General features: G+C 71.1%; 22 protein-coding genes. 13 read left to right on the top strand and 9 right to left on the bottom strand.

All coding sequences use genetic code 11. The annotated features are described in order from the left end of the window. Nucleotides 1-10: 10 nt before the first annotated feature. Together treS and Prum_RS35985 are read right to left on the bottom strand one after the other, a co-directional pair. Nucleotides 11-2,698, bottom strand: coding sequence for a maltose alpha-D-glucosyltransferase (gene treS, locus Prum_RS35990; protein WP_173080903.1), 2,688 nt, complete (start codon nt 2,696-2,698; stop codon nt 11-13). Next, nucleotides 2,691-3,134: a hypothetical protein gene (locus tag Prum_RS35985; RefSeq protein WP_173080901.1), complete on the bottom strand. Its 444-nt coding sequence runs from the start codon at nt 3,132-3,134 to the stop codon at nt 2,691-2,693. The genes treS and Prum_RS35985 overlap by 8 nt, the downstream gene beginning before the upstream one ends. Nucleotides 3,135-3,244: 110 nt before the next feature. Here Prum_RS35985 and Prum_RS35980 point away from each other — a divergent pair, with 110 nt between their 5' ends. Next, on the top strand, nt 3,245-3,700 hold the full coding sequence (locus tag Prum_RS35980) for a hypothetical protein (protein WP_173080899.1): 456 nt from the start codon (nt 3,245-3,247) through the stop codon (nt 3,698-3,700). Here Prum_RS35980 and Prum_RS35975 read toward each other — a convergent pair. Further along, a complete protein-coding gene (locus Prum_RS35975; protein ID WP_173080897.1) occupies nt 3,586-4,545 on the bottom strand; it encodes a DMT family transporter in 960 nt (319 codons plus the stop codon). The two genes, Prum_RS35980 and Prum_RS35975, sit on opposite strands and share 115 nt — an antisense overlap. Before the next feature lie 39 nt (nt 4,546-4,584). Here Prum_RS35975 and Prum_RS35970 point away from each other — a divergent pair, with 39 nt between their 5' ends. The 3 genes from Prum_RS35970 (at nt 4,585) to Prum_RS35960 (ending at nt 8,300) form a co-directional block, all read left to right on the top strand. Next, nucleotides 4,585-5,118: a MarR family winged helix-turn-helix transcriptional regulator gene (locus Prum_RS35970; protein WP_218577509.1), complete on the top strand. Its 534-nt coding sequence runs from the start codon at nt 4,585-4,587 to the stop codon at nt 5,116-5,118. A gap of 27 nt (nt 5,119-5,145) precedes the next feature. Beyond that, nucleotides 5,146-6,009, top strand: coding sequence for an alpha/beta fold hydrolase (locus Prum_RS35965; RefSeq protein WP_173080893.1), 864 nt, complete (start codon nt 5,146-5,148; stop codon nt 6,007-6,009). Between the two features lie 560 nt (nt 6,010-6,569). Beyond that, nucleotides 6,570-8,300: an Hsp70 family protein gene (locus Prum_RS35960; protein WP_173080891.1), complete on the top strand. Its 1,731-nt coding sequence runs from the start codon at nt 6,570-6,572 to the stop codon at nt 8,298-8,300. 5 nt (nt 8,301-8,305) lie between these two features. On the opposite strand, the gene Prum_RS35955 is transcribed toward Prum_RS35960, so the two are convergent. Beyond that, nucleotides 8,306-8,602, bottom strand: coding sequence for an antibiotic biosynthesis monooxygenase family protein (locus tag Prum_RS35955; protein WP_173080889.1), 297 nt, complete (start codon nt 8,600-8,602; stop codon nt 8,306-8,308). A gap of 59 nt (nt 8,603-8,661) precedes the next feature. Between Prum_RS35955 and Prum_RS35950 the strand changes: the two genes are divergently transcribed. The 3 genes from Prum_RS35950 (at nt 8,662) to Prum_RS35940 (ending at nt 12,632) form a co-directional block, all read left to right on the top strand. After that, nucleotides 8,662-9,768, top strand: a complete 1,107-nt coding sequence (locus Prum_RS35950; RefSeq protein ID WP_173080887.1) for a hypothetical protein — start codon at nt 8,662-8,664, stop codon at nt 9,766-9,768. Between the two features lie 502 nt (nt 9,769-10,270). Further along, nucleotides 10,271-11,632 (top strand): pectate lyase family protein, encoded by a 1,362-nt coding sequence (locus Prum_RS35945; protein ID WP_173080885.1) that lies wholly within the window; start codon nt 10,271-10,273, stop codon nt 11,630-11,632. Between the two features lie 109 nt (nt 11,633-11,741). Continuing rightward, complete coding sequence (locus tag Prum_RS35940) at nt 11,742-12,632, top strand: phytanoyl-CoA dioxygenase family protein (RefSeq protein ID WP_173080883.1); 891 nt, start codon at nt 11,742-11,744, stop codon at nt 12,630-12,632. Here the strand turns inward: Prum_RS35940 and Prum_RS35935 are convergent. Both Prum_RS35935 and Prum_RS35930 read right to left on the bottom strand, forming a co-directional pair. Continuing rightward, nucleotides 12,595-13,650 (bottom strand): helix-turn-helix transcriptional regulator, encoded by a 1,056-nt coding sequence (locus Prum_RS35935; protein ID WP_173080881.1) that lies wholly within the window; start codon nt 13,648-13,650, stop codon nt 12,595-12,597. The two genes, Prum_RS35940 and Prum_RS35935, sit on opposite strands and share 38 nt — an antisense overlap. Continuing rightward, complete coding sequence (locus Prum_RS35930; RefSeq protein WP_173080879.1) at nt 13,614-13,865, bottom strand: hypothetical protein; 252 nt, start codon at nt 13,863-13,865, stop codon at nt 13,614-13,616. Before Prum_RS35930 ends, Prum_RS35935 begins: the two co-directional genes overlap by 37 nt. A gap of 569 nt (nt 13,866-14,434) precedes the next feature. Between Prum_RS35930 and Prum_RS35925 the strand changes: the two genes are divergently transcribed. Next, nucleotides 14,435-15,253, top strand: a complete 819-nt coding sequence (locus tag Prum_RS35925; RefSeq protein ID WP_173080877.1) for a hypothetical protein — start codon at nt 14,435-14,437, stop codon at nt 15,251-15,253. A gap of 69 nt (nt 15,254-15,322) precedes the next feature. Here Prum_RS35925 and Prum_RS35920 read toward each other — a convergent pair whose 3' ends face one another. Both Prum_RS35920 and Prum_RS35915 read right to left on the bottom strand, forming a co-directional pair. After that, the gene (locus Prum_RS35920) at nt 15,323-16,543 is read right to left on the bottom strand and encodes a hypothetical protein (RefSeq protein ID WP_173080875.1); all 1,221 of its coding nucleotides are present in this window, start codon (nt 16,541-16,543) and stop codon (nt 15,323-15,325) included. Next, complete coding sequence (locus Prum_RS35915) at nt 16,543-17,067, bottom strand: SigE family RNA polymerase sigma factor (RefSeq protein ID WP_173080873.1); 525 nt, start codon at nt 17,065-17,067, stop codon at nt 16,543-16,545. Before Prum_RS35915 ends, Prum_RS35920 begins: the two co-directional genes overlap by 1 nt. 148 nt (nt 17,068-17,215) lie before the next feature. Between Prum_RS35915 and Prum_RS35910 the strand changes: the two genes are divergently transcribed. From Prum_RS35910 to Prum_RS35900, 3 genes are read left to right on the top strand one after another with little or no spacing between them, the layout of a single operon-like run. Beyond that, entirely contained in the window at nt 17,216-17,887 is a 672-nt protein-coding gene (locus tag Prum_RS35910; RefSeq protein ID WP_308785402.1) for a helix-turn-helix domain-containing protein, read from the top strand. Nucleotides 17,888-17,939: 52 nt separating this feature from the next. Further along, nucleotides 17,940-18,752, top strand: a complete 813-nt coding sequence (locus tag Prum_RS35905) for an alpha/beta fold hydrolase (RefSeq protein ID WP_173080869.1) — start codon at nt 17,940-17,942, stop codon at nt 18,750-18,752. A gap of 13 nt (nt 18,753-18,765) precedes the next feature. Then, entirely contained in the window at nt 18,766-19,329 is a 564-nt protein-coding gene (locus Prum_RS35900) for a dihydrofolate reductase family protein (RefSeq protein ID WP_173080867.1), read from the top strand. A gap of 3 nt (nt 19,330-19,332) precedes the next feature. Here the strand turns inward: Prum_RS35900 and Prum_RS35895 are convergent, their stop codons facing one another. Then, nucleotides 19,333-20,154 carry a fumarylacetoacetate hydrolase family protein gene (locus Prum_RS35895; RefSeq protein WP_173080865.1) on the bottom strand — a complete coding sequence of 274 codons (822 nt, stop codon included), beginning with the start codon at nt 20,152-20,154 and terminating at the stop codon, nt 19,333-19,335. A gap of 149 nt (nt 20,155-20,303) precedes the next feature. Between Prum_RS35895 and Prum_RS35890 the strand changes: the two genes are divergently transcribed. Both Prum_RS35890 and Prum_RS35885 read left to right on the top strand, forming a co-directional pair. Then, complete coding sequence (locus Prum_RS35890; protein ID WP_173084521.1) at nt 20,304-21,158, top strand: formylglycine-generating enzyme family protein; 855 nt, start codon at nt 20,304-20,306, stop codon at nt 21,156-21,158. A 28-nt stretch (nt 21,159-21,186) separates the two neighbouring features. After that, the gene (locus tag Prum_RS35885) at nt 21,187-21,840 is read left to right on the top strand and encodes an SMI1/KNR4 family protein (protein ID WP_173080863.1); all 654 of its coding nucleotides are present in this window, start codon (nt 21,187-21,189) and stop codon (nt 21,838-21,840) included. Nucleotides 21,841-21,858 lie beyond the last annotated feature (18 nt).

Below are 21,858 nucleotides of genomic sequence, written 5' to 3'. Positions count from 1 at the left end.
GAGGGACAGGTCACGCGGGGAGGGAGGCGGGGAGGGAGGGGGGTGGGGCGGCGTCTGTGAGGCGGAACCAGAAGAAGCCGTGGCCGGCGAGGCTGAGCGTCCAGGGGGCCTCGGTGACCGTGCCGAATCGGGAGCCGCCCGTCGCCTCCACCAGCCGGGCGCCGGCGTGGGCGCTCAGGTCGAGCTCGGTGGGTTGGGGGTACCGGGAGAAGTTGGCCACGCAGAGCATGCAGTCCGGGCCGTCCTGGCGCAGGTAGGCCAGCACCGCCGAGTTGGAGGAGGGTACCGGCACGAATCGGCCGCCGTTGAGCGCGGGGCTGTGCCGCCGGATCTGGATCAGCCGGCGGATCGTGCTCAGCAGGGACGTCGATATCGGGCGCTGGCTGACCACATTGGCCGCCTGGTACCCGTACGTCGAGTTGAGCAGCACGGGCAGGGCGAGCTGGTCCGGTTCGGCGGTGGAAAAGCCCGCGCCGCGCTCGGTCGACCACTGCATCGGGGTACGGATGGCGGCGCATCCGGGGAGCATGAGGTTCTCCCCCATGCCGATCTCGTCGCCGTAGTACAGGATCGGTGAGCCGGGCAGCGACAGCAGCAGCGCCATGCACAGCTCCATCTGGCCGCGGTCGCCGTCCAGCATCGGCGCGAGGCGCCGGCGGATGCCGACGGCGCTGCGCATGCGTGGCAGTGGGGCGTACTCCTTGAGCAGGTACTCCCGGCCGTCCTCGTCGATGGTGTCCAGCGACATCTCGTCGCCGTTGCGCAGGAACAGGCCCCATTGGCAGTTCGCCGGGATCGCGTCGGTCTGGCTGAGCAATGTGGACACCGGGTGGTGGCTTTCCCGGCGCATGCTCAGGAAGATCCGCGGCATCAGCGAGGTGAAGAGCACCATGTCGCACTCGCGGCCCTCGGCGGGATCGCCGAAGTAGACCCGCGCCTGCGCCGGCCACCGGTCCGCCCAGGCCAGCAGCACCCGGTCCGGATAGTCCCGGTCCAGTTCGGCGCGCAGCTTGCGCAGGTACGCGTGTGTCTCGTGCAGCCCCTCGCACGGCGTGCCGTCCCGCTCGAACAGGTAGGGCGCGCTGACCAGGCGGAATCCGTCGACGCCGAGGTCCAGCCAGTACGGCAGGATGCGCAGGATCTCGTCCTGGACCGCGGGGTTGTCGAAGTTCAGGTCGGGCGCGTTCGGGCCGAACCGGTGCCAGTAGTACTGCCGGCGTACCGGGTCGTACGTCCAGCCCGACTGCGCCGACCACCCGGACTGGTCGGCGCCGGCCACCGAGCCGGATGCCTCGGCGTAGAGCGCGTCCGTGTCGCTCCACACGTAGTAGTCGCCGTACGGCCCGTCCGGGGCGCGGCGGGACGACTCGAACCAGGCGTGCTGGTCGCTGGTGTGGTTGAGCACCAGGTCGAGCAGCACCCGGATGCCCCGCCGGTGCGCCGCGTCGACGAGCTCGACCAGCTCGGCGATGCCGCCGAGGTCCGGATGTACGGCGGTGAAGTCGCTGATGTCGTTGCCGTCCTCCTTGAGCGGGGAGGCGAAGATCGGCGAGAGCAGGATGCAGTCGACGCCGAGCCACTGCAGGTACTCCAGCCGGTCGATCAGGCCACGGATATCGCCGATGCCGTCGCCGTCCCCGTCCGCGAACGACCTCACCTGGATCTCGTAGCAGACCGCGCGGCGGTACCACAGCGGGTCCGGGTTCTTGACCACCACGGACGCCTCGGTGGCCAGCCGGCCGGAGGCGACCGCGTACCGGCGGGACAGCAGCCGGCTGGCGGCCTGCGCGACCCGCTCGTTCGGGTCGGCGCGCAGCTCGGCGAGCGCGGTCTCGGCGGCCTCGACCACGGTGGTGTCGGCCGAGGACAGCCAGTGCGCCAGCTCGTCGACGGCGACCTGCCGGGCGGACGGGAGGCTGCTGCGCACCAGGGCGTCGATCGGCGGCGGCAGGGCGCCACGCCGTACGGGTGCCCGGCAGAGCACCATGTCCCCGGTGATGCCGGCGCGCATCTGCGGGGTCTGCTTGGCGCCCGTGTCGCGCAGCCGGGCGACGGCGTAGTCGAACGCCTCGCGTACCGTGATCAGGCCGTTGTTGTCGTTGTCGGCGCGGCCGGTCTCGATGCCCTCGAAGAACGCGTCGGCGAACTTGGACGGCCCGGTGACGGCTTGTCCCCGGTCGCCCTCGTGGGCCAGTTCGGACGCGCCCGCGGTGAGCACCAGGATCCGGTCGCGGCTGCCCCGCAGCCGTGGATCACCGGTGAACGCGCCGGCGTGGCAGCAGTCGAGCACCACGACGATCCGCCGCGCGCGCGAGCCGTCGAACTGCTCGGCGAGGTAGTCCGCGGAGATCGCCGTCGGCGGCAACCGGTCCGGGTCGGTGTCGATCGTGGTCAGGTAGAGCCTGCCGTTGGGCGTACGCCGGCCGTGGCAGGAGAAGTACGCGAAGAGGAAGTCGTCCGGTTGGGCGGAGGCGAAGAAGTCGTAGATGCGGTTGGTCGCGGTGCGCACGTCCGGGTCGAGCAGCGTCTCCACCGGATCGAAGCCGCCGATCAGCGGGTTGCCGAGGATCCGCGCGGTGGCCTCGCCGTCCCGGCTCGGCGAGTCCAGGTCGGGCAGCTCGGAATGCCGGTAGTGGTCGGTGACCACCGCCAGTGCCCGGCGCGGACCCTCGTCGAACTTGAGGCGGCCGTCATCCATTCTTCGTACGCCGCTGCTCCCCGCCGTGGCCGAGGATGGAGCGGATCTCCTCTTCGGAGAGGTTGGTCAGGTCGAACTCGGTGCCGTCGGGCCGCTTGATGATCGCCCGCTTGTCCTTGTGGCGCTGGGTCCACTCGCGCAGGATGCCGGCCAGGTGCGGCATCACCACGGTCCTGACCCTTCGCTCCAGGTGCTTCAGCTCGCGGCCGCCGCCGACCACGGTCTTGACGCTGTAGTAGGTCACCATGATCACCGCGGCCAGCTCCGTCAGGGTGCCGCGGGTGCCGTCTTCCGGCGGGTCACCGGGCACGCCGGCCAGTTCGACGTCGTCGACCTCGGCCAGCTCGTCCCGTAGCTGGCGGGTCGCTTCCTCCAACTCCTCCACGGTGTGGTCATCATTGCCGACGATCATGACGGTGAACTGGGGATCGACCATGGGCAGATTGTCCCTCGCACGACCCGCCTGCGACAGATCGAGCCTCGTGGACCTACTGTCCGGTTACCGACCCGGGACGCGCGTGCCAGGATGGGACGAGGAGGTGCGTCGTGCCGTCCTTCGGTGACTGGGAGCCCTGGCGGGTCGAGGCCGACGACCAGTGGCTGCTCACCCACTCGGGTGACGCCTTCGCCCGCGTACGGAGCGTCTTCCACCCCCTGGCCGGCGGCGCCGACGCGGTGTCCCACTCGGCGCTCGGCGGCATCCTCGGCAGCACGCCCCGCAACCCGCCGCTGAAGGTCAAGGACGTCACCGCCGAGCAGGTGCGGTACGCCGAGCAGCACTACGCGTACACCACGACGCAGGTCGAGCTCGGCGTGTGCCGGCGCTGCGGCCACCTGCTCAACGAACGGCACCGCCTGCAGCAGGTCGACGCGCGCGGGCACCGTACTCAGGTCGGATCGGCACACGCGTGCAGGTCGTGCGACGCCCGGTCGTGGATGTTCACCTCGCACATGCCGTCGGCCCGCCGGCTCCGGACGAGCCGTTCCAAGATCGTGCTCTGAAGGCCGCTGGCCTGCCCGAGCAGGACACCGGCGAACACGAGTGCCACCCCGCAGACCTGGCGTACGGCGAGCGCCTCACCGGCGATCGCGGTGCCGAGCAGGACGCCGGTCACCGGGTTCAGCAGCCCGACCAGGCCCACCGTCGCCGCGCTCAGGTGCCGCAGCCCGGTGAACCACACCGCGAACGCGAGCGCGGTCGCCACGACGGTGACGTACCCGAAGCCCACGATCGCGGGTCCGTCCAATGTGGGCGGTGCGCCCTCCACCGCGAGGGCGACGGGCACCAGGACCGCTCCCCCGGCGATGAGCTGCCACGCGGTCAGCGAGAACACGTCGACTCCGGCGCTCCACCTCTTGGCCAGCACGTAGCCGAACGAGGACATCACCATGGCGGCGATCGAGGCGAGGACGCCCGCGACCTCGATGCCGCCCGAGCCGTCGAGCAGCATCAGGCATACGCCGCCGATCCCGACCGCCGCGCCGGCCAGGTGCGTGGCCCGCGGGCGTTCGGACAGTGCCGCCCAGGCGAGCAGCATCATCGCCACCGGCGAGGTCGCCATCACGGTCGAGGCGACGCTCGTCGGCAGCGTCTGCGCCGCCAGGTAGACCAGGGCGAAGAACGCCCCCATGTTCAGGGTGCCCAGGACCAGCGATCTCCACCACCACGACCCGTGGGGCAGCCGCCGGCGTACGAGAAGGAGCAGCAGGCCCGCGGGCAGCGCCCGGATGACCGCGCCGTACAGCGGGTAGTCGGCCGGCAGGAACCGATGGGTGACGAAGTAGGTGGCACCCCACGCCACCGGCGCGATCGCGGTGACGGCCACCCATCGAAAATTACCTTCCATGGAAGCCAATATACCTTCCGAGGAAGGTATATTGAAATCGTGACCGAGTACGACGACCACGTCGCCCGCATCCAGCAGGCTTGGGGCCGCGAGCGACCGGACCTCGACGTGCGCCCGCAAGGGGTGATCGGCCGGCTGCACCGGCTCGCCGGCCACCTCACCGAGGAGCTGCACCTCGTGTACCGGCGGTACGGGCTCGGCGAGGGCGAGTTCGACGTCCTCGCCACGCTCCGCCGCGCCGGCGCCCCGTTCGAGCGCGCCCCCGGCGAGCTCGCCGCGTTCACCATGGTCACCACCGGAGCCATGACCAAGCGCATCGACCGCCTCGAACGCGACGGGCTCGTCACCCGCCGCCCCAGCACCACCGACGGTCGCGGACGGGTCGTCGCGCTCACCACCGCCGGCCGGGAGCTGATCGACCAGGCGTTCACCGATCACATGCGCAACGAGCGGCGCCTGCTCGACCACCTGACCCCGGAGCAGGCCAGCCAGCTGGAGTCATTGCTCGCCACCTGGCTGTCCCACTTCGAGGCCCCCAACCCACCCCGTGATCAGGACGGTTTCGCGGACTAAACGGGCATATGCCGTATCTTGGCTGTCGTGGAACATGACGTCATCCTCAGCTTCGGCGGTTACAAGTACCACTGCCGCGTCGCCGAACAGCCCGAGCCGACCCTGGCCCCCGTGCTCCTGCTCGGCGGCGCCTTCCAGGACCGGCATTCCTGGGCACGGCACGAGGCCCGCCTCGCCCCGCTGGCGACGGTCGTCACCGTGGACCTGCCGGGAACGGGCTGCGCCGATCCCCTACCGGCCAGCTACGGCCTGGAGTTCCTCGCCGACGCCGTGCACCACATGGCCGTCGAGGTCGGCCTGCCCCCGCTGAACGTCATGGGCGGCTCCTACGGCGGCACCGTCGCGTACCGGCTGGCCCAGCGGCACCCGACCCTCGTACGCCGCCTCCTGCTGTGCGGGACCGCCCTGCGCATCCCCGAGACGACCCGGACCCGTGCCCGCGCCAGCATCGACCTGCTGCGCGGCGGCGACCGCGACGCGTTCGTCCGCAGCACCATCGCCCTGTTTCTCTGCGCCGACCCCACGACCCTGATCCACCGGCGGCTGGCGGTCGCCCGCCTGCTCGAACGCCAACTGCGGACCTTGACCCCGGACCAGGTCGACAAGTACGTGACGAACACCGAACGGGTGCTCGCCTGCACCGCCGCCGACATCGGCTCCCCGCCGACCTGCCCGGTCCTGGTCGTCACCGGCGAGCACGACACCCTGAGCACCCCGGCCATGTGCCGCGCCACCGCCGACGACTGCCCCGACGCGCGGTTCACCACCATCCGGCACGCCGACCACCTGCTCCCGCTGCAACGCGCCGACGAGTTCGTCGACCTGATGATCCGCTACTTCGGCAACCAGCAGATCGCCGACCTGCCGTACTGCGGTAGCGGGCTCTATTGACCTTTCGGGTCAGGTTCAGAATCAGGATCGAGTTCTGAGCTGCCGCGGCGCTCGTCGCGGTCCAGGCCGTCGCTCCCGCGGCCGCACCCTACGCGGTCCACAACCATCCCCGACGGGTGATGCCTGCGCGGCGATGGGGTGTGGACCACGGAAAGATCTAATAGATGGACCCCACAGCCCGTGACACCGTCACAGGGCAGGCTGGTTTCTGGGCCCCATACCTCACAGTCATAAATATGCCTCCCAGGTATAGGGCCTAAAACTAGTCTCTAGAACGGAAGCAGAGCAAAGACCGCGACGCACACCACCATCTCCCGGGCGGCGCTCGGCCGTTGTCCCTGGGTCTTGTGCCGCGGGGCTGGCAGCGCTGGTCGGGGGTTTCGGCGAGCGCCAGCGAGCCGCCGACCTGCGCGGTGCCCGCGGGAGCATGCGGTCCGCAGGTGGCGCGGTCCGGGGCAAATCTGCCCGAGAATCGTTACGACGCACCGGACCCGCCGTCAACCGTAACGTCGCCGCCGGGCGTGGTCCGCGCAAGCTTGGGCGACGCGGTAGATTGCCGCGTGGCCGACGAACGGGTATCAAACGCACCGGTCCGGCTGGCGATCGATTTCGGCACCTCACACACGGTCGCCGTGGTGCGCCGCGATGGTCAGCAGCCGAGGTCGCTGCTGTTCGACGGCTCGCCGCTGCTGCCGTCGTGCGTTTACGCCGCGCCGGGTGGTGAGCTGCACACCGGCCGTGACGCCGAGCGCCTCGCGCAGGTGGATCCGGGTGGCTTCGATCCCCATCCCAAGCGCACCGTCGACCAGGACGTGGTGCTGCTCGGCCACCACGAGTTCGCGCCGGCGGCGCTGATCGGAGCCGTCCTGGGCCGGGTCGCCCGCGCCGCGGCCGAGGCCGGTGCCGGTCCGTCCGCCCCGGCGATCCTGACCTGCCCGGCCGACTGGGGGCGCCGCCGCCGTGCCGTGCTCCTGCACGGCGCCCAGCAGGCGGGGATCCGGGTGGAGGCGCTCGTGGACGAGCCGGTCGCGGCCGGCACGTACTGCCTGGACATCCTCGACGTCGCCGTCGGGCAGGCGCTCGTGGTGTTCGACTTCGGCGGCGGCACCCTGGACGTGGCGGCGATGCGCCGCGAGCCCGACGGCCTGCGCGTGCTCGCCACCGGCGGCCTGGACAACCTTGGCGGGCTCGACGTGGACGCGGCCCTCGTCGGGCAGCTCGGCCAGCTGCTCGGCGTGCGCGACCCGGCGCTGTGGCAGCGGCTCGCCAACCCGACCGACGCCGCCGCGCTGCGGGACCGCCGGGCGTTCTGGGCCGAGGTACGCGCCGCGAAGGAGATGCTTTCGCGCACCACCTCGGCGCCGGTGCCGCTGCCCGGCGACGTCGGCGCCCTGCACCTGACCCGCGAGGAGTTGGACCGCGTCGCCGGGCCGCTCGTCGACCGGGCGGTCGACGAGACCCGGCGGCTGCTGCGCGACTCCCGGATCGGGCCGGACCAGCTCGCCGGCATCTTCCTGGTCGGCGGCGCCAGCCGGATGCCGCTGGTCGCGAGCAAGCTGCACGCGCGGCTCGGCGTGGCACCGGCCGTACCCGAGCAGCCCGAGCTGCCGGTCGCGTTTGGCGCGCTGCGGGCCGCGGCCGTCCCGACACCGCCGCCCGGCCCGTCCCCGGAATGGCCGGTGACCACCCGGGACATCGGCGTGGCTCCGCCCGCCGGCGCCGCCACGAGGTCCCGTCGAGGACGCATCGCCGCTGGCCTACTCGCCGCCGTAACGCTGCTGGCCGTCGCACCGATCTGGTGGTACGTCAGCCAGCAGTCACCCGACGACACCGGTTCCGGCGCGTGGCAGGGCCCGACTGGAACCGCCAGTGCCGGCGCCGCACCGACCACGCCCGGCCCGGGTCTGCCGGCCGGTTTTGTCTCATGCGCCGACGACCGCCTCTGCCCGACGACCGCCACCTGCTGGGGCGGGCCGGTCATCATCGCGGGCACCGCCACGGCCAAGAAGATCGACTGCGCCAAGCCGCACTACTCGGAGACGTTCGTGGCGGGCTACCTGCCGGAGGAGGCGATCGGCGTCGCCTTCTTCGAACTGCAGGAACGCGCCGACATCAGGCGGCTCTGCGCCACCTCCGTGCTCCTGGCCCGGCGCCGCGACCCGGCGACGACGGGCACCTGGGAGTGGCGGGCGCTGCCGGTTCAGCTCGGCGAGTACACGGTGGTCCACTGCATCGGCTCCCGCGCCGGGGAGAAAGCGCGCACCGGCGCACTCTTCCGCGCCGGCGCGTGACCGCGTCAGGCGTCCTGGACGACCTCGAACTCCAGCAGGCTGGCGCCGGACGCGACCGGCTTGCCCCGGGCGCCACCATGCGCCTCCTTGGCCGGGCCGTTGGACCACGCCTGGAACGCTTCCTCGCTCTCCCACTTGGTGTAGACGAAGTAGCGGCTCTCGCCCGAGACCGGGCGCAGCAACTCGAAGCTGACGAACCCCGGCTGGTGCTCCACCGCGTGCAACCGGGCGGCGAACCGCCGCTCCAGCTCCGGGCCAGCGCCCTCGGGGACCTCGATCGCGTTGATCTTCACAACCGCCATGTCCCTCACGGTAGTCCACCGCACGGTAGCCCTCTGCGCCTGTCGCTACGGTTGCCTGCGTGACGGCGCACCAATCGGTCAAGTCGGCGCGGGCCCGCCTGTTCGCGCTGGTCGCCGCCGTCGTCGCGGCCGTCACGCTGCTGGCCCTGACGCCGACCGGTGGCCAGCCGGCCCGGCCGGTGGTGCCCGGCGTCGACTCGGTCTGGCCGCACGCCCGGCGCGGGGACGTGCCCGGCACGCTGCCCGACGGCGCCGCCTACAGCCCGGCCTACTTTCTCGACGAACGGGCGTCTGTCGGCACCGCGCTCGATCCGGGCGGCCGGTCGCTGCGCCTGCTGCTGCGGGCGGCCGACGGCACGGTACGCGTACTGCGCCGGCTGCCCACGCGGGTGGGCCCGCAGTTCGCCGGCTTCGCCCGGTCGGGCGCGACGCTGGCGTGGGCCGAGTCGATCAGCGATCGCGGCGCCGCGCGGACCACGTTGTGGCGCGCCGATGTGGAGTCCGCCGGCGCCCCTCAGAAGGTCACCGACGACGCCGGCGCCGTGCTGTTCGACAATTCCGAGTACGACATGGCGATCGAGTCGGGCCGGCTGTACTGGACCGCCGCCGCGCCCGGCGGGGAGACTGCCACCGAGGTGCGCTCCGCACCGGTCAGCGGCGGCACGGTCGACGTACGCACGGAGCCCGGCCGGTGGGCACTGTCCAGCTGGCCGTGGCTGGTCAGCACCGGCGACGGGCGGAACGGGCCGGCACAGCTGCGCGATCTCGACACCGGGCGGGTCGTGACGGTCGACCCCATCGGCGACGAGCAGGTCACCTGCCGCCCGAGTTGGTGCCGCGCGCTCACCCTGGGCGGCGACGGCAAGGCCCGGAGTTACCTGATGCGGCCCGACCGCTCCGACCGCCGGCGGGTGACCGCCGACGGCGCGACCGCCGCCATCATCGACGTGGCGGTCCTGGACCGCTTCGAGGTGCTCGCCGGGGAATCCAGCACGCTCGCCTCCGCGATCGGCGGCCAGCGCCTTTTCGTGTACGACGCGGCGGCACGCCGGCTGGCCACCGTTGCCGAGGCCGCGCTCAAGGTGCTCTACCGGGGTGGCGTGCTGTGGTGGTCGACCGGCAACGGCGACGCCGCGTGGCACACCCTCGACCTCCGCTCGCTGTAGACCGCGGTGGTGTCAGGAAAGCGCTTGCCGTAGGATCTGCGTCAATCCTGCAAATGAGGGGGTCTTGGGCAGCACCCCAAAGGCCGACAATAGCCCTCACATTGCGGCCGACCGACGAGTCGGCTATTTGCGTTTCGCCGGATCAATGCAACAAAGCTGCAAATGGTACCCATTGACTGTTTTAAGTCTACCTTTCTACGTTGGCAGGAAAGCGCATTCCGACGCAGGGAGGTCCTACAGTGCAGGAAGCGCAGTCCGTCCCCATCCGCCGGCTGAGCAGGGGTGCCCGGGTCGCCCTGGTGGCTGGCGTCACCGCCGCGCTCACCGCGCTGGTCTTTACCATCGGCACCGCGGCGAACGCGGCCACGCTGTTCTCGGACGACTTCAACGATGGCAACGCCAGCGGCTGGAGCACCTCGGGCGGCAGTTGGTCGGTATCGTCCGGCGCCTATGCACAGTCGGGCAGTAGCGCCAGCGCCAAAGCGCTGGCCGGCTCCACGTCGTGGTCCACGGTCACGGTATCGGCCAGCGTCGCGGCCACCGCCTTCGGCACCTCGACCTCGCGGGGATCGGCATCGCGACCCGCGCGCAGAGCACGTCCAACTTCTACGCGCTCGTGCTCACGCCGAACTCCGTACAGATCCGCAAGGGAGCGACCACCACGCTCGCCTCGGCGTCGTTCTCCACGGTCACCGGCACCCGGTACACCCTGTCGTTGAGCGCCACCGGCAGCTCCCTGGTGGGCTCGGTCAACGGCACCCAGGTGGTGTCCACATCGGACAGCTCGTACGGCACCGGACGCGCGGGCCTCGTGGCCAACTACGCCGCGGGCTCCTTCGACGACGTGCTGGTGACCGACACGGCCGGCCCGAGCCCGACCACGTCGTCGCCGAGCGCCTCGCCCTCGGTATCGCCGTCCACCCCGACGTCGCCCACACCAACGCCGACCACCAGCCCGCAGCCGCCGGGCGGGATCGTTGGCTGGGCCACGCAGGGCGGCGGCACCACCGGCGGCGCGGGTGGCGCCACGGTCACCGTGTCCACCTTCGCCGACTTCCGCACCCAGGCTCAGGCCGCGGGCACCCGGACCATCCTCGTGAACGGCATGCTCAGCGGCTCGGGCACCGTCGAGATCACGGCCAACAAGACGATCCGGGGCGTCGGCGCGAGCTCCGGATTCACCGGAACCACCCTCAACATCGAGGACATGCAGCCGGCGAACGTCATCATCCAGAACCTCAACATCCGCGGCGTACCGGGCACCGACGCGATCCAGATCGAGAACGCCACGCACATCTGGATCGACCACAACACGCTCTCCAGCACCATCGAGGCCGACGTCGACTTCTACGACGGGATGATCGACATCACGCACGCCGGTGACTACATCACCGTGTCGTGGAACGTCATCCGCGACCACTGGAAGACCTCACTGGTCGGCCACTCGGACGGCAACGCCGGCGAGGACGTCGGTCACCTGCGGGTCACCTACCACCACAACTGGTTCGACCGGACCTTCGAGCGCAGCCCCCGGGTGCGCTTCGGCGAGACGGTCCACGTGTTCAACAACTACTACACGAACGTCAACAACAACACGTCCTCGTACGCGATCGCGTCCACAATGAACGCCGGTGTGCTCGTCGAAGCCAACGTCTTCGAGAACGTGCAGCAGGCGTGCTGGTCGGCGAGCGGGTACGCGGATTCCGCTCCCGGACGGTTGGTGGCGCGCAACAACTCGCTCACCAACTCCGGACCGTGTGAGGTCAACGGCACCGTGGCCGCCATCCCGTACGGCTACACCGCGGGCAACGTCGCCACCGTCAAGTCATCCGTCACGGCGGGTGCCGGGGCGGGCAAGCTCTAGGAACCTACGTACCGGAGGATCCGGCGACCGGCACGGTCCGGTCGCCGGATCGCCTGTGTTCGATGGAATTCGGTTGCCGGCGGGTTTGCGTCTCGGCGATCCTGGCCCGATGGAGCTTGCGGACGCGGCACGGGCCTGGCACACCGACGGCTTCGTGATCCTTCCGGGTTTCCTCCCCGCCCGCGAGCTCACGCCCGCGGTGCGCGAGCTGGATCTGCTCTTCCCGTCCGCCGACGGATTCCACGACGGGACCGATCCGCGCCGCGAACGCTTCGTCGGCGACGAGTTCGCCGGGATCGACACGTTCCCCTTCGCCAGCACAGAGCTGAGCCTGCTGGCCGTCAACCACCGTGTCCTGGCGCTCGCCGAGGCCCTCCTGGGCGTGGACGACATCCACATCTACGGCGCCGAGGCGTGGGCCAAATACACCGGCGCCTGCAACTACGACCAGGACCTGCATCGCGACTACCTCAACCACACCATCCTGGTGCCCAGCACGACCCCGGGCTGCCGACAGGTGGAGATGTTCGTCTTCCTCCACGACGTGCCCGAGGCGCTCGGCCCACCGCACCTGCTTTCTCGCCAGCACACGGCAAGCCTCCCGGCCATGCCGAACTGGTACGACAACAGCGGCAGCCCGCGGCTCTACGCGGCCGAGGTTTCCGGGGCCGGGCCGGCCGGCACCGTCATCGCCTTCGAGCCGGGCACGTTCCACCGGGGCACCCAACTGACCGCACCCCGCGGTGCCCGATACAGCATGCAGCTGTGCTTCCGTCCGGCCAACCTCCAGTGGGGCCAGCGGGTCGGGTGGGCCGCGAGCGGCTTCACCACCGAATGGGGCGAGTTCGTCGGCCGCGCCACCGCACGCCAGCTACAAGCCTTCGGCTTCCCGCCACCCGGACATCCATATTGGACACCGGAAACGCTGGCCGGCGTGGCACTGCGCTACCCCAAGCTCGACCTCACGCCGTGGAGAGGGTCCTCGCCGGTACGGCGGTGACGTGCAGGGCGCCGAGCGCGAGGCCGAGTTGAAAGCGGTTGTCCACGCCGAGCCGGTCCATGAGGCCGCGGACGATCGACGAGACCGACCGGGTGCTGATGCGCAGTTCGCGGGCGGCGGTGGTGTCGGTGTGGCCCCTTGCCAGCAGCTCTATCAGCGCCAGCTCCCGGGGATCGAGCGTGATCCGCGGCAGGCTGTGCTGCTCCGGGTCGCGGCCGGCCGCCCACTGCTGCTCGAAGAGCGCCACGAGCGCGGCCACGACCGCGGGCTGGGTGACCTCCAGGTACCCGTGGTCGAAGTCGGTCGGCGTGACCGGGAAGATCGCGATCCGGCGGTCCACCACGAACAGCTTCATCGGTACGACCACGGCCGCCCGGTAGGCGGGGATCGCCTCCGTCGGCGTACGCCCGTACCAGACCATCGGGTCGGGACTGCCCGCCTGGACGCCGAGCACCCGCATGTGTACGCCGCGTTCGAGCAGCGTGCGGTCCATGGATACGGCCGGTCGCGCGGATTCGGCGTCGAAGACGTGCTCGGGGTTCATCGCCAGGTGCTCGTGGCGGGCGACGCCCACCAGCTCGGCCAGTCGGGTGCGGGTCATCGCCCGGGTCCGCAGGTGCCGGACGCCCTCCCCGATCCGGGCCACCTGCCCGATCGGGCCGGCGGGAGCCGTGGCGTACGTGCGGCGGTGCCGTGCGGTGTCGCCGACGGTTTGCCGCAAACGGCTGCGGCGCAGCGACGCGATGACCTCCGGCGCCGTTCGGGCCGTCCAGATGGCATCGCGCGGTGCCGCCGCCAGGCCCGCGACGGCCGCGCCGATCGATGTGAGCTCGTCGAGCGCGTCGGCGATCCGCTGGCGTGACAGTCCCAGCTCCTGCCGCAGCGCGGCCGCCCTGGCCGGGCCGAGGGTGAGCAGGCGGCGGTAGATCAGATCCGCGTCGGGCGTCGCTCCCCAGGCCACCAGCGAAGGGACCGCCCCGGTCATGCGCAGGTGCCACACGTCGGATTGAGCTCCCACGGGGGGAACACCTCCTCCCGGTATCCGGTGCGGACCCGAGGATCGTCGGTCGCGACCGGTGCGACGACGGAGTCTCTCGGCGCGGCGAAGTCGATGCTCAAACAGGCCAGCCGCTGCTCATCGGCGAACAACAGGCACAGCACCACCGGCTCACCGGGTGGCCTGCCGCCGTAGGGCCCGGTGATCGGGAAGTCGAAGCTCGTCGGCGAATCCATCGACTCGTACGGCAGGATAGGGCTTCGCTGGCCTATCGGGGAGGCGTAGCCGACGAAGGCGAACCCATTGGTGTACCCGGACTGGGCGCACGGCTGGATCCACCCCGATATCCGCAAAAATTCCCGCCCTGTTCGTCCGGTTCCGCCCAGTAGCCGGTCATCGCGCCGCTGGCACATGACACTGGCGCCCACCGCGGGTCGTAGGCGAGCGCGGGCGCCGGCCCGCCGAAGAGCAGAAGTCCGGCCACGGCGGCGATGGCCAGCCAAGCACGGCTGGAGCCCGTCATTGTCGCCTCCCCTGTGTTGCTGAACCCGTCACGCGGGCCCCCGGCCCGCGGGAGGGATGTAACCACTCCCGGTTCGGGACGGTCATCAACCGTTGCCGATTCGTGTCCAAGCCTGCGTGATTGCGCAACCCGCCGCCCGCTTCCGCTCCACGGCCGCGCCGCAAGGCCGTGCGGCATCACGCATCCCGCCGCTGCGCGATGACGCATTGCTTGACGGGCCCGCGCCGCCGCTCAGAGCATCGCACCGCCCGGAACCAACGGCTGCAAGAGTGGAGAACCGACATGAGAATGAGACTGCTGCGCACCGTCGCGGCCGGGACCCTCGCGGTCGCGATCGCCGTGGCCGGCGCCGGTCAGCCGGCACAGGCAGCGCCCCAGGACAACTCGGCCACCAACGTGAGCGCTCAGGCGTTCGACTGGGTCACCGCCGTCCTCGTGGTGGCCGGCAGCGTCTTCGGCGGCGGATCCTCCAGCGACCTGGACGCGGCGATCCAGCAGGTCATCGCCGCCATCGAGGCGTCCGAGGTCCGAATCCTCAACCACGTCGACGCGATCGCCAGCGCCGAGGTGCAGGCATGCGCCCGGAGCCACACCATCGAATTCGCGGACATCAACTTCATGTCCACGTCCGTGCGTCAACTGTGGGCCCAGGAGGCCACCAGGTGCGCCGGCCTGGCCTCGGCGTACCTCGACGCCGTCCAGAGCAAGCAGGCGACCGACAACATCGGTCACGTCATCGGCGAGATCTACGCGATCGCGATCGCGGCCCGCGCCAAGGCCGGCCTCGTCAACGGCATCGATCTGCTCATCCGCGACCAGATCCGCAGCTACGAGACCCTCGTGGTCAAGCTCGCACCGGCATGCACGGAGGATCGGGTCATCGAGCGGGACTTCGACGGGCGCGTCGTCATCGTCGAGATCCAGTACCACTGCGTCGCCTACAACGGCGACGATGCGTTCGGGATCGAGGTTTGGCGCCGGGGCACGATACTGGTCGGCCGGCCGCTGGACCGTGAGGCGGTCGCGAACTACGCCACCCGGAACACGAGCCGGGCGGTGGCGCAGACGGCGCTGCCAAGGCTCAGGAGTGCCCTGCCGTAGGGGCTGTCGTACCAAAGGGGGTGTCCGACCCGGCTTCCGGCCCCGGACACCCCACGCACCATGCCGGGCCTACTGGCAGCGCCACACGATGGCCTGGATGGTCCCCGTCGCGTCGTCCGACTGCCCGGCGACGGTACGCCCATCGTCGCTCACCGTGGTCGCGATGTTCGACAGCCCGTTCGGCGTGTGGCTGTGCAGGTCCGGCAGCACCACCGTCACGGCGTCGGCGACGAGCACCGCGCGCCCCTGCTGGTCGGTGCCCACCTGCCAGCCGTGCGCGTTCACCCCGTTCGCCGCGGAGCTCAGCGCGTCGAAGACGCGCACCTCGCCGGTGCGGATGTTCCACCGGACCGCCACCGCCTTGCCGCCCAGCGCGGGGTCGCCCTTGCGGCCCTCGCCGTTGGTGGCCACCCCGGTCGCCCAGCCGTTCCGGACGCTGAAGACCCGGGCGGTCGCGGCCGGCTTGCCGTCGAGGTCCGGCAGCGCAAGCTCGCGGTGGGTGCCGTCCGGCAGCCAGACGTACGGCCGCTCGTTGTCGACGGTGCCGACGATGGTGCCGTCCTCGTCGATGTCTCTGGCCATGGCCTCCGAGGTGCCGGCGGGCACCGGCAGGCGGGTCGGGTTCGCGGTCGGCGACGGCCAGAGCAGCGCGGCGCCGTTGTCGTCGTCGCCCACGATCGCTCCGGCGTCGTTGATCGCGGACGCGGATCCGCGCCGCACGCCGGGCAGTTGCGACACCTTGCCGTTGTGGTAGACGTACGGGACCTGCCCGGTGGTCTCCTCGCTGCCGCCGACGTAGCTCCAGCCGACCGCGGTACCCGTCGAGTTGACGTCGCGCAGCGCCTCCTCGAGGTCCCCGGGGAGCATCACCTTCGTGGCCTTGCCGTCGTGCCAGATGACCGCCTGGTAGCCGCCGGCCTTCGGGTACGAGCGCCCGACGATGTACCGGCCGCTGGGGTCGGCCCCGCTGACCAGGGCCATCGGCGCGTTGTCCGGTGCGGGCAGCCGGTTGAGTGTGCAACGGGTCGGCGGGGTCGCCGGCGGCGCGGTGGTGGTGGCGGCGCGCGGCGTGCCGGTCGTCCCGACCTGCGGTGCGGCGTGGGTGAGCAGCCCGCCCGCGAACGAGGCGCCGGCGACGGCGAGCGCGGTCACCGTCGCCGCGCCCGCGTACCCGATGGTGCGGCGGATGCGACGACGGCGCCCGACGGTCATCGCGCGCTGGATGTCCACGGTGGACGGCGTGCGCGGCTCGTCGTCGAGCGACCGCAGAAGATCGATTTCGGATGGCATTATCGGGCTCCTCGATTCGTGGTGGAATAGCCGGCGAACTCCCGCTCGCCGAGCAGGCGCCGCAGATGTGCCAGTCCGCGGGACGTCTGGCTCTTGACCGTGCCGGTTGAGCAGCCGAGCATGCCGGCCACGTCGTCGACCGACAGGTCGTAGAAGAACCGCAACACCAGGACGGCCTGCTGCCGGCGGGGCACCCGGCTCAGCGCCGCCCGGACGACCTGCCGGTCTTCGATCCCGTCGTCCTCGAACGGCGCGGGCTCGGGCAATTCGCGGAACAGCCGGACCCGCGACCACGCCAGCCGCCGCTCGTCCACGTACGTCCGGACCAGCATGGTGCGCACGTACGCGTCGAGATTGTCGGCGACCTGCGCCCGCCGCCACTTCACGTACAGCCTGGTGATGGTCTGTTGGACCAGGTCGTCGGCGCGGTGCTCGTCGCCGGCCAGGAGGTACGCCAGCCGTCGCAGCGCGGGAATCCGCGCCGTTACGTAGTCGACGTACTCTTTGTCCGAACTATCCCGCATTGCCGGCCCTCCGATGGCTCATCAACCCTCAGACGGGCCCGGCCGAGGATCCGGTTGTCCGTGCGAGACTGGCCCCATACGTCATCGGGGAGACGGTATGCCGCTGGAGAACGAGGACCGACCCTCGGACTCGCCCTACGTTCACCGCGTGTGGCGCAGCCGCGCGTCCGGGGTCGCGCGGATGACCTCGATCGCGACGTCGAACTGGGAGCTCGTGTTCTGGGAGCACGACGGCCGGATCCACGCCGCCGTACGCGGTCCGGAGACCACGGCGACGAGCGTCGACGTGCCCGACGGGTCGTGGTCGTTCGGCATCACGTTCGCGCACGGCACCTCGATGCCGCATCTGCCGGCGGCGCGCCTGGTCGACTCGGCGCTGCTGAGCCCGCACGCGACGGCCAAGACGTTCGTGCTGCGCGGCGACGAATGGCTCATCCCGGACTTCGACGGCGCGGAGCAGTTCGTCGCCCGGCTGGTGCGGGAGGGTGTCGTCGTGCGCGACCCGCTCGTCGACGACGTCGTTTCCGGCGGGCTGCCGGCGGTCGGTACGCGGTCGGTGCAGCGCCGGGTCGCCGCGGCCACCGGCCTCACGCAGGGCAGCATCCGGCAGATCGAGCGGGCCCGGCAGGCCGCGATCCTGCTCGCCGAGGGCCTCGCACCGCTCGACGTCGTCAACCGGCTCGGCTACTACGACCAGCCGCACCTGGCCCGCTCGCTCCAGCGGTTCATCGGCCGCACCGCGACCGAACTGCGCCACCCGGACGCGGCCGAGCAGCCCCTGTCGCTTCTGTACAAGGTCGACGACGTCAGCGGTTCCTAATCTGAGTGGCACGCGGCGAATACGCCGCACCGCTACCAGGAAGGCAATCCAGATGACCGAGAACGTCAGCGCGGCCGCCGTGTCCGCCGATGGCACCGTGATCGCGTTCACCGCGTGGGGCGAGGGCGAGCCGCTCATCATCATCGACGGCGCGACCGCCTACCCCGCGATCAACCCGCTCAACGAGCAGATCGGAGGGATGCTGAGCGACGAGTTCCGGACGTACGCGTACGACCGTCGCGGGCGCGGCCAGAGCACGGACACCGCGCCGTACGCCGTGGCCCGCGAGATCGAGGACCTCGCCGCGCTCATCGAGGTCGCGGGCGCGCCGGCGACCGTGTTCGGCTGGTCGTCCGGGGCGGTCCTCGCGCTCGACGCCGCGGCGGCCGGCCTGCCGATCAGGCGGCTGGCGCTGTTCGAGCCGCCGTTCGTCGTCGACGACAGCCGCCCGCCGCTGCCGGCGGACTACGTGGAACGCCTCGACGCCGCCGTGGCCGACGGCCGCCCCGGGGACGCCGCAGAGCTGTTCATCACCGCCGCGGCCGGCATGCCGCCCGAGTTCGTAGACGGCATCCGGCAGAGCGAATTCTGGCCGATCATGGAGGCCGTCGCGCCCACGATCGCGTACGACGGTCGGATCATGGGGACCACGATGTCGGGCGCCCCGCTGCCCGGTGACCGCTGGGCCGCCATCACCGTGCCCACGCTCGTGATGCACGGCACCGGGACGTTCCCGTTCATCGTCACCGGCACCGAGGCGCTCGCCGACCTGCTGCCGACCGCGACCCTGCTGCCCGTCAAGGGCGAGCAGCACAGCGCCCCCGCCGACGTGCTCGCCGCCGTGCTGCGCGACTTCGACCGCTGAGAGGGGAGCCGACATGGGAAAGATCGTGGTCACCGAGTTCATCTCGCTCGACGGCGTCGTGCAGGCGCCCGGCGGGGAGGACTTCAAGTACCCGAACTGGAGCTTCGAGTTCGACCGCGGCACGGAGGGCGAGCAGTTCAAGGTCGACGAGGCGCTCGGCGCCGCGGCGCTGCTGCTCGGCCGCCGCACCTACGAGGGATTCGCCGCGGCCTGGCCCGGGTACGAGGGCGAGCTCGCCGACAAGTACAACGGGATGCCCAAGTACGTCGTCTCGGGCACGCTCGCCGACCCCAAGTGGAACAACACGCGCGTGCTCGCCGGCGACCTGGTCGAAGAGGTGACCCGGCTCAAGGACGAGGTCGACGGCGACATCTCGGTCGCCGGCAGCATCCAACTCGTACAAGGGCTGCTCGAGCACGACCTGGTCGACGAGCTTCACCTCATGACGTTTCCGGTCATCCTCGGCACCGGGCGGCGCCTGTTCGGACAGACCACGGACAAGTCGGCGTGGACGCTGACCGAGTCGATCGCGGTCGGCGCCAGCGTGCTGATCACCATCCTCCAGCGCGCGCGTTGAAGCTCAACCCGCCACGATCCGGTTGGCGCAGTGTCCGAGTCCGTCCACCGTCGTGACCAGGCGCTGACCGGCCCGCAGGTAGCGCGGCGGCTTGCGGGCGTGCCCCACGCCGCCCGGCGTGCCGGTCGCGATCACGTCGCCGGGCTTGAGGGTGACCATGGTGGAGACGTACTCGACCAGGTCGACCGGGTCGAAGAGCAGGTCGCCGGTGTTGTCCCGCTGCACCGTCTCGCCGTCGATCTCGGTGCTGATGTCGACCTTCGGCCGCACCCCGCCGGGCAGTTCGTCCGGGGTGACCAGGTACGGCCCGAGCGGGGTGGTGGCCTCCCAGTTCTTGCCCTGGAGCCATTCCTTGGTGCGGAACTGCCAGTCCCGGCAGGTCACGTCGTTGAGGACCGCGAACCCCGCGATGGCGTTTTCGGCCTCGGCTCCCCTGGCCCGGCGCACCGGTGCGCCGACGATGACGGCCAGTTCGCACTCCCAGTCGAACGCCTCGGTCTCGGGCGGCAACACGATGTCGTCCTCGGCGCCGACCAGGGTCTCGGCGTACTTGCTGAACAGCGTCGGATATGCCGGCAGGTCCCGGCCCATCTCGAGGATGTGGTTGCGGTAGTTGAGGCCGACGCAGATGATCTTCCCGGGCCGGGGCACCACGGGCGCGTAACGGGCCCCGTCGAGCGGGTAGGTCCGCTCACCGGTGACGGCCCCGCCCGGGTTCGCCAAGTACTCCCCCACGTCGGCGGCACCGAGGTCGACCAGGTGGTCGTCCTCGACGCGTACCGCGCGAGTGGCGCCGTCGGCGGTGCGGATGGTGGCCAGTTTCATCGGGTGCGGTCCTTCCACCGAGGGGCGTTCGAGCGAACATCGTGACCCCGGCGAGGTGGCCGGAACACAGAATTCTGCCTTGAAGAACCGGCCTACCATGCGATGATCAGCCGGATGGACGCCCCGACTGTTGCGCGCCGTCGCGGACGCTGCCGCCGCTCCCCCACGACACGACACCGCCGGCCGCCGGGACCGGCGCACGGCCCGCGCCGGACCTCGTCCGGCTCGACGGCGGGCCATTTCTCATGGGTACGACCGACGCCGACCGCAACCGCGCCGACGGCGAGGGCCCGGTGCGCGAGGTGACCGTCGCCCCGTTCTGGATCGGCCGGCGGACCGTCACCAACACCGAGTTCGCCGCGTTCGTCGAGGACGCCGGGTACGTCACCGGGGCCGAACGCCACGGCTGGTCGTTCGTCTTCGACGGCCTGGTGCCCGACGAGCTGCGCCGGCACGCCCAGCGGCCCCCGACGGCTCCCTGGTGGTGCCGCGTCGACGGCGCCACCTGGCGGCACCCGGAAGGCGGCGACAGCACCATCGGTGAACGGATGGACCACCCGGCCGTCCACGTCGACCACTTCGACGCCCTGGCCTACTGCGAGTGGGCCGGGCTGCGGCTGCCGACCGAGGCCGAGTGGGAGTACGCCGCCCGCGGCGGCCTGGTGCAGGCCCGCTACCCGTGGGGCGACGAGCTCACCCCGGACGGCGTACACCGGTGCAACATCTGGCAGGGCAGGTTTCCGGTCGCCAACACCATGGACGACGGGTTCCTGGGCACCGCGCCCGCGGACAGCTACCCGCCCAACGGGTACGGGCTGTACAACATGGCCGGCAACGTCTGGGAGTGGTGCGCCGACTGGTGGGGCACTGCCCGGGTCATGCGGGGTGGCTCGTACCTGTGCCACGACTCGTACTGCAACCGCTACCGGGTCGCCGCCCGGACCCGCAACGATCCGGACAGCTGCGGCGGAAACCTGGGCTTCCGCTGCGCCCGGGACGCGTAGCGGGGCCGCGCGGTGGCAAACTTCGCTGATGGATGCGACGGAAGCGGTCGCCGGGCTGCCGGCGATGGTGGACAGTCTCGCGGCGCAGGGCTTCGACACGCGACCGTTGGTCGTCGCGCCGCCGGCCTCGCCGGGCCAGGTGGACGCGGTCGAGGAGCAGTTGGGGCGCGCCCTACCCGGATCGCTGCGGCAGGTGCTGACGACGGTGGCCAGCCGGGTGGAGTTCGCCTGGTACGCGCCGAACGACCGCACCTTTCCCGAACCACTCGACGAGATCTTCTCCGGCGAGTTGCACTGGTCGCTGGACGCCCTGCCCAAGCTGATGGGCGCGGTACGCGGATGGGTGACGCACGCGTTCCCTGACCCGACCCATCCCTACCACGGTGTCTGGCACGACAAGCTGCCGTTCATGGACGTCGGCAACGGCGACTTCCTCGCCCTGGAGGTGGGCCGGGAGCAGGAGGGCCGCGTGGTCTACCTCAGCCACGACAACGGCGAGGGTCACGGCCACGTCATGGCCGACTCGTTCGAGGACCTGCTCGTACGATGGATCCCGCTGGCCTGTCCGGGAGCCGAAGACGTGCAATGGTGGCCGTTCTGCGCGGAGTCCGACGGGCGGATCGACCCCGCGTCCCCGGCCGGCCGCCGATGGACCGCGCTCCTGCACCTTTCGGCCGCATGATGAAGCTGACCTTCAGCG

The sequence above is a fragment of the Phytohabitans rumicis genome (genome assembly GCF_011764445.1).
In the GTDB taxonomy this organism is placed as follows: Bacteria; Actinomycetota; Actinomycetes; order Mycobacteriales; family Micromonosporaceae; genus Phytohabitans; species Phytohabitans rumicis.
The sequence above is the reverse complement of the archived record's forward strand: the minus strand, read 5'-3'. Positions and strand labels throughout refer to the sequence as shown.